Source organism: Paratractidigestivibacter sp. (assembly GCF_052362415.1).
GTDB lineage: Bacteria > Actinomycetota > Coriobacteriia > Coriobacteriales > Atopobiaceae > Paratractidigestivibacter.
This window is the reverse complement of record NZ_DAWEMK010000053.1, coordinates 1-6,822: the sequence shown is the minus strand read 5'-3', so window position 1 is coordinate 6,822 and position 6,822 is coordinate 1. Positions and strand designations below refer to the sequence as shown.

Sequence of the window (6,822 nt, the reverse complement as noted above, 5' to 3'; positions counted from 1 at the left end):
CGTCGAACCATACCGGCACGGCGACGAAGCTGGTGAAGGGCGGCAGGAGCTTGGACTGGATCTTTATGACCTCGCGCGTGTCCTCGTTGACGACCTCGCGAGACGCGAGGCGCCCGGCGCGCAGCGCCTCGCCCGAGGGGGCGGCCACGCGCAGGCGGATGGCCTTGCCGGCGCGGGTGGCGAGGGTCTCGACCGTGCGGCCGAAGTGCATGAAGCGCGGCACGCGGCCGCCGTCGATGTCGCCCGCGAGGCCGCGGAGGTGGAAGCCGTCGGCGCCGGCGAGGTAGACGATGGTGCCGTCGGCGTCGAGCGTCTGGTACAGACGGTCGAGCACGCGCGTGAAGAGCTCGGCCACGTCGGGCGCATCGAGGGTGTCCAGCACGATGTTGAAAGCGCCCGAGAGGCGCTTGTTCACGCGCTTGAGGTCGTCGACCGTGCGGTCGTGCTCGCGGGCCTCGGCGAGCCCGTCGCCTGTGGGGTGGGCGACCAGCAGGTACGTCTCGCCGGGCGCCTGTACGGACTCGCAGCGGACCGACACGGGCCGCAGCTCCCCGTCGAGCCCGCGGCATCTCGCCGGGGAAGAGGAGCCATCGAGCGAGAACGGCAGCCCCGCGACGGGAGAACCGTCGTCCGCGGCATCGGCGTCGCCGAGGTCGGGGAAGAGCTCTTGGATCTGGAGCCCCGCGACGTCCACGTCTCCCGCGCCGAGGAGCTCGGCCGCTTCCTCGTTGGCAAGAAGCACCTTCCCGCCCCCGTCGAACACGAGGACGCAGTCGCTCGTGAGCTGCAGCAGCCGAGAGAACGTGCCGACGAGGCTCCCCTCGCCTATACCCTCGACATGGCGCCTGGCCAGCGCCGAACTCGACCTCGCCATGTGTGCGGCAACTCCTTCGCGTCCGGCCGCGCGGCTCGGCTAGTCGGTCTCGTAGAGGTCCTTGGCCTCCAGAAACGCAAGGCCGCTCTCGCGCAGCTTGATCTCCAGCGGCTCGCCGGTGGCCTTGATCACGTCCACCGTGCGCTCGCCCATGGAGCAAGTGTAGGCGTATTCGACGTTGAGGTCACACGACGCGAGGCGATCGAGGAGGTGACCCAGCGCACCAGGGACATTCTCGACCTCGGCGGCGACCACGCGTGCGCACATGGCGTTGTAGCCCTTCTCGCGCAGCATGGCGGCGGTCGTGCGCGGTTTGTCGCAGATCACGCGGATGATGCCGAAGTCGACCGTCTCGGCGACCATGAGGGCGTGTATCTGGACGCCTTCCTGGCCGAGGAGCTTGCACATGGCGGCGAGCTTGCCGGGGCCGTCGGGCAAACAGACTGTGAGCTGATCGATCATGGTGTGCTCCCTTCGCGTATGTCGGTGCTGTGTTGGCATCATGCTAGGGCCGACACTGAAGGGACGCGACCGCTAGAAACGCTCGGGTTTCTCGGTATTTCGCGTTTGGACACAAGACGCGTGGGACACGGTCGGCAAGGTCAAAGGCACGGAGAAGACCATCGGCTCAGGTCCACGAAACAAGGCATTGAGATACGAAAAGGGTGGCTCCAAAGAGAGCGAGAACCTGCTGTTACGCAGCGCCGCCGCGTACTTAGATACGAAAAGAGGGCCTCCGAAGAGACCCTCTTGAATTCGTGGTGTCGGAGGCGGGACTTGAACCCGCACGACCTTTTAGTCAGTCACTAGCACCTCAAGCTAGCGCGTCTGCCAATTCCGCCACTCCGACTTGCTGCGCTTTCGCGCGAGAAAAAATATAACACGGCCGTCAAACCTCGCGCAACCCCCAATTTCAAATTTCTTTGCAATAGAGGACTCTTTGTTCTCCACGCGCAAAGCCGCAAAGGCAAAACCGCTGTTATTCGCAGTGATTCCATCGGGAATCCGGCCTCGCCCAGTCTCAGATACTCCCCTATCCGTTTCGCACGCCACCATTCGCCGAGTTCATGCAAAGAATTCCAGCAGTCACGCAGGAATGTGCACAGAGATAAGGGCCTGTTGGCCTGGTTGCAATGAATTCGAGAGTTGTTGGTCTGCTTGCCAAATAATCGGGAGTTCTTGGTCCATTTGCGAAGAAAACAGGAGTTGTTGGTGCTCGGGGAACCAACAGAACGGTATTTCTTTGCAAACGGGACAACAACTCGCGATTTCTTTGCAGAAGCTCGGCTGAGGCGCTCCGCGTAGCGCGCGGGTCGCTCATTCGACAGACACATTTCGCGCGAACCAAAGTACCGTTAAACGCAAGCCACAGACCCGCCAAGTCAGTTGGCCGCAAGCAGCTCACGAGCCGAAGCCCGTTAAGTGAAAGCCGCGGACTCGCAAAGTAAGATGGTCGCAAGATCCGCCCGCGCAGGAGCCACGGCACACAGAAGCCGCCCGTTTGTCTCTGGCGCAGTTCCGCATGAGCCGAAGGCGACTAAATGTCGCCTTCATGCGAAGAGGACTGTTTGAGCACAGAGACAAACGGACGGCTTCAAGTGCCGCGGGCCAACGCGCAAGCAGTGTTGTCCGAGCAGACAACTTACTTGGCGAGCCCGCGGCTTCAAAAAACAAGGTCTACAAGGCCAGGAGCCTACAGCTCGATAGAGCTCTCCTTGATCGGGTTCGGCGCCGCGAAGTGGCAAGCGCAGAAGTGGCCGGGCTCGACCTCGCGGAACTCCGGGCGCTCCTTGGAGCACTTCTCGCAAGCCATGGGGCAGCGGGTGTGGAAGCAGCAGCCGGACGGTGCGTCGATCGGTGAGGGCGGATCGCCCGCGAGAATGATGCGCTTACGGGTAGCCTGGATGTCCGGGTCGGGCACGGGCACCGCGGAGAGCAGCGACTGGGTGTAGGGGTGGAACGGCGTGTCGTAGAGCGCCTGCCAGTCGGCGTACTCCATCATGTTGCCCAGGTACATGACACCGATGTTATCGGAAATGTGCTGGACGACCGAAAGGTCGTGGGCGATGAAGAGGTACGCGGTGCCGGTCTCGTCCTGCAGGTCGTTGAGGAGGTTCAGGACCTGCGCCTGGATGGAGACGTCGAGGGCAGAGACAGGCTCGTCGCAGATGATCAGCTTCGGCTTGAGCGCAAAGGCGCGGGCGATGCCCACGCGCTGGCGCTGACCACCGGAGAACTCGTGCGGGTAACGGTTGATGTGCTCGGGGTTCAGGCCGACCATGTCGAGCAGGCTGCGGACGTACTTCTCGCGCTCGGCGGCGTCCTTCATGACGCCGTGGATGATCAGCGGCTCAGAAACGATCTCGCCGATGGTCATGCGGGGGTTCAGCGACGCGTAGGGGTCCTGGAAGATGAACTGCATATTGCGGCGCATCTCCTTGAGCTCCTTCTTGTTCATCTTCGCGACGTCCTTGCCCTCGAAGAGCACGGTGCCGGAGGTGGGGTGCGTCAGGCGCATGATGCAGCGGCCCGTGGTGGACTTGCCGCAGCCGGACTCGCCGACGAGGCCGAAGGTCTCGCCAGGGTAGATGTCGAAGCTCACGTCGTTGACGGCGTGGACGCTCTTCTTGGAGAAGCGCTTGCCGAAGACACCTGACTCGACGGGGAACTCCTTGCAAAGGTGCTGCACAGAGAGCAGCGGGGTGCGGGTTTCGGCCATTTAAGCCTCAGCTCCCTTCTGGTTCCGGGAGTTCTCGGGGGCGTGCGCCGCCACGAAGGACTCGTCTCCGGCATAGTGGCAGCGGGCGAAGTGGCCCTCGGAGACCTCGACGCGCTCGGGCGCCTCGGCGCGGCACTTGTCGGTTGCGTAGGGGCAGCGCGGCGCGAAGGAGCAGCCGGCGGGGACGTTGACGAGTGACGGCGGGTTGCCCTCGATCGGGGTAAGGGGGCGCTTCTCGCCGACCTCTGCCTTGGGGATCGAGTTCATAAGGCCCCAGGTGTAGGGATGGTGGGGCTGGTAGAAGATCTCGTCAGCGGTGCCCATTTCGACGGGTGCGCCGGCGTACATGACCATGATCTTGTCGGCCACGTCTGCGACGACGCCGAGGTCGTGGGTGATCATGATGATGGCGTTGCCGTTCTTCTGCTGCATCTCCTTCATGAGCTCGATGATCTGGGCCTGGATGGTGACGTCCAGGGCGGTCGTCGGCTCGTCGGCGATGAGGATATCGGGGTCGCAGGCCAGCGCCATGGCGATCATGACGCGCTGGCGCATACCGCCGGAGAACTGGTGCGGGTAGTCCTTGACGCGCTGCTCCGGGTTGGGGATGCCCACGAGGTCGAGGAGCTCGATGGCGCGCTTGGTCGCCTGCTCCTTGGAGTAGCCGCGGTGGAGGCGCAGGCCCTCGCCGAGCTGGCGGCCGATGGTGTAGACCGGGTTGAGCGAGGTCATCGGGTCCTGGAAGATCATCGCGATGTCGTTGCCGCGGATGTGCTGCATCTCGGCCTCGGACATCTTGAGGAGGGACTTGCCGCGGTAGCGGACGTCGCCGCCCTCGATGCGGCCCGGGGGCATCTCGATGAGGCCCATGATGGTGAGCGACGTCACGGACTTGCCGGAGCCGGACTCGCCGACGACGCCGAGGGTCTCGCCGCGGTCGAGCGTGTAGCTCACGCCGTTGACGGCCTTGACCACGCCGTCCTCGGTGTGGAAGTACATCTTGAGGTCGTCGACCTCGAGCAGGTGCGAGCCCTCGGGGACGGGCTGCGACTTAAGGTCGACGTAGCCGTCGTCCTTCTTTTTTCCGAATGCCATCGTCTATCACGCATCCTTCATCTTGACGTCGAGGGCATCGCGCAGGCCGTCGCCGAGCAGGGTGAAGGCGAGGACCGTCAGCAGGATGGCGATGCCGGGCATGATCATGAGCCAAGGCTGGGTGGCCAGGTACTTCTGGCCGTCCTGGATCATGATGCCCCAGGAGGGGTTCGGCGGGGTGACGCCCATGCCGAGGAACGACAGCGCCGCCTCGGTGAGGATGGCGCCGCCGATGTTCATCGTGGCGTAGACGACGATGGACGCGACGGAGTTCGGGAAGATGTGGCGCGCGATGATGCGCAGGTCGGAGGCGCCCATGGCGCGGGCGGCGTCGACATAGTCGTTCTCCTTGACCGTGAGGATCGCGGAGCGGAACACGCGCGCGATCGACGGCCAGCCGAGGATACCGATGGCGATGAAGACGTTCGTGATGCCCTGGCCCAGGACGGCGAGAAGCACGATGACGAACAGCGTGTACGGGAACGCCAGGAAGACGTCCGCCAGGCGCATGATAATCGTGTCCCAGATGCCGCCGTAGTACGCGGCGAGGGCGCCCATGATGAGGCCGATCACCGTCGAGATAGCGGTGGCGAGAACGCCGACCGTGAGCGAGACGCGAGCGCCGTAGATGACGCGGACGAGGGTGTCGCGGCCGAGCGAGTCGGTGCCGAAGGGGTGCTCCGGCGAGGGCGGGAGCTTAGACATGGTGGCTGACATGGTGGTGTCGGTCTCGGTCGGAGAACCCAGCCACTGCGGGGCCCACAGGTCTGCGGTCACGGCCACGAGGATCATGAAGAGAATCCAGACCAGACCGATCATGGCGAGCTTGTTGCGGCGAAGGCGCTTCCAGGCGTCGCTCCAGAGGGTGCGGCTCTTCTGCGGCTTCGCGGCCTTGGCCTCGGCAGCTTTAGGAGTTGCTTCGTTGGACATATCTCGCACCTCCTTATTTCTCTGCCTTGTTGGAGCCGAAGCGGATCCTGGGGTCCAGGAACGCGTAGCTCACGTCAACAAGTAGGTTGATGACCATGACGACGATGACGATGATGGTGACGCCGCCCATGACGATGGGCCAGTCGCGCTGGCTGATGGCGTTGTAGATCTCGTTGCCGACGCCGGGCCAGTTGAAGACGGTCTCGGTGAGGATGGCGCCCGCGAGCATGGTGCCGAAGTCGATGCCGATATAGGTGACGACCGGGATCATCGCGTTCTTGAGGGCGTGGTGCCAGATGACGTCGCGGCGCGAGAGGCCCTTGGCGCGCGCGGTGCGGATGTAGTCCTGGTTCATGACCTCAAGCAGCTGCGAGCGCATGATGCGCGCGGTGTAGGCGGTCGAGACCGAGGCGAGCGTGACGGCGGGCAGGATGTAGTAGACCCAGTCCTGGAACTCGCCGTTGATGCCGCCGGCGCCGGAGATCGGGAGGTAGAAGCCCTCGCCCGTCGCCTCCTTGAGCCAGATGCCGAAGACCAGCTGCAAGATCATGCCCAGCCAGAACGCCGGCATAGCGACCATCGCTGAGGTGAAGAGCGTGACGAGCACGTCCCAGATCGAATAGCGCTTGATCGCCGAGACGAGGCCCGCGCCGATGCCGATCACCGCCTCGATGCAGATGGCTACGATAGCGAGCTTGACCGTGTACGGGTACTTCTGCGCCAGGATGTCCGCCACGGGCATGGACTTCTTGTAAGAAGTGCCGAGGTCGCCGTGGAGGAGGCCGCCGAGGTAGGTGACGTACTGCTCGGGAAGCGGCGTCGGGATGGTGTCGCCGTTCTCGTCGTAGACCGGGTTGCCGTTCTCGTCGGTGACGATCAGGCCGTGCTGCGCCTTGATGGCGATCTCCGTCTCGGGGCTCAGCGCCTTGTCGCCGGCGATGAGCTTGATCGGGTCACCGGGGACCACGTTCTGCAAAAGGAACATGATGATGGTGACGCCGAGGAAGACGGGGATGAACTGAAGAACTCGCTTCAGGATGTACTTGCCCATAGGGACTCCCCTGCTTGAATACTTGCGCCAAGGGGCTCTGTGTGCCCCTACGGTGCCAACCTGAACGTAATCTGAACGGCACCGCGCATAACCCATAAGAGGGGCGAAGCGCTCCCAGGCGACTTCGCCCCTCCTTAAAATACTAACGAACTA

The 6,822-nt window shown here is 63.7% G+C and carries 6 protein-coding genes and 1 tRNA gene; all 7 read right to left on the bottom strand.

What is annotated here, in order from left to right:
* Window positions 1–874, bottom strand: an 874-nt coding sequence (locus tag ACT84W_RS06550; protein ID WP_444328620.1) for a PAS domain-containing protein, incomplete at its 3' end; no start/stop codon positions are given.
* Between the two features lie 39 nt (window positions 875–913).
* The gene (locus ACT84W_RS06545) at window positions 914–1,336 is read right to left on the bottom strand and encodes a hypothetical protein (protein WP_432290292.1); all 423 of its coding nucleotides are present in this window, start codon (window positions 1,334–1,336) and stop codon (window positions 914–916) included.
* A gap of 297 nt (window positions 1,337–1,633) precedes the next feature.
* A tRNA-Leu gene (locus ACT84W_RS06540) sits at window positions 1,634–1,724 on the bottom strand.
* 843 nt (window positions 1,725–2,567) lie between these two features.
* The gene (locus tag ACT84W_RS06535) at window positions 2,568–3,593 is read right to left on the bottom strand and encodes an ABC transporter ATP-binding protein (protein WP_432290291.1); all 1,026 of its coding nucleotides are present in this window, start codon (window positions 3,591–3,593) and stop codon (window positions 2,568–2,570) included.
* Complete coding sequence (locus ACT84W_RS06530) at window positions 3,594–4,688, bottom strand: ABC transporter ATP-binding protein (RefSeq protein WP_432290290.1); 1,095 nt, start codon at window positions 4,686–4,688, stop codon at window positions 3,594–3,596.
* A gap of 6 nt (window positions 4,689–4,694) precedes the next feature.
* On the bottom strand, window positions 4,695–5,618 hold the full coding sequence (locus tag ACT84W_RS06525; protein WP_417575883.1) for an ABC transporter permease: 924 nt from the start codon (window positions 5,616–5,618) through the stop codon (window positions 4,695–4,697).
* A 13-nt stretch (window positions 5,619–5,631) separates the two neighbouring features.
* Window positions 5,632–6,669 carry an ABC transporter permease gene (locus tag ACT84W_RS06520; protein WP_417575884.1) on the bottom strand — a complete coding sequence of 346 codons (1,038 nt, stop codon included), beginning with the start codon at window positions 6,667–6,669 and terminating at the stop codon, window positions 5,632–5,634.
* Window positions 6,670–6,822 lie beyond the last annotated feature (153 nt).

Coding starts and splice junctions, on each gene's coding strand:
- ACT84W_RS06520 (WP_417575884.1), bottom strand. CDS start 6,669: ATGGGCAAGTACATCCTGAAGCGAGTTCTTCAGTTCATCCCCGTCTTC.
- ACT84W_RS06535 (WP_432290291.1), bottom strand. CDS start 3,593: ATGGCCGAAACCCGCACCCCGCTGCTCTCTGTGCAGCACCTTTGCAAG.
- ACT84W_RS06530 (WP_432290290.1), bottom strand. CDS start 4,688: ATGGCATTCGGAAAAAAGAAGGACGACGGCTACGTCGACCTTAAGTCG.
- ACT84W_RS06525 (WP_417575883.1), bottom strand. CDS start 5,618: ATGTCCAACGAAGCAACTCCTAAAGCTGCCGAGGCCAAGGCCGCGAAG.
- ACT84W_RS06545 (WP_432290292.1), bottom strand. CDS start 1,336: ATGATCGATCAGCTCACAGTCTGTTTGCCCGACGGCCCCGGCAAGCTC.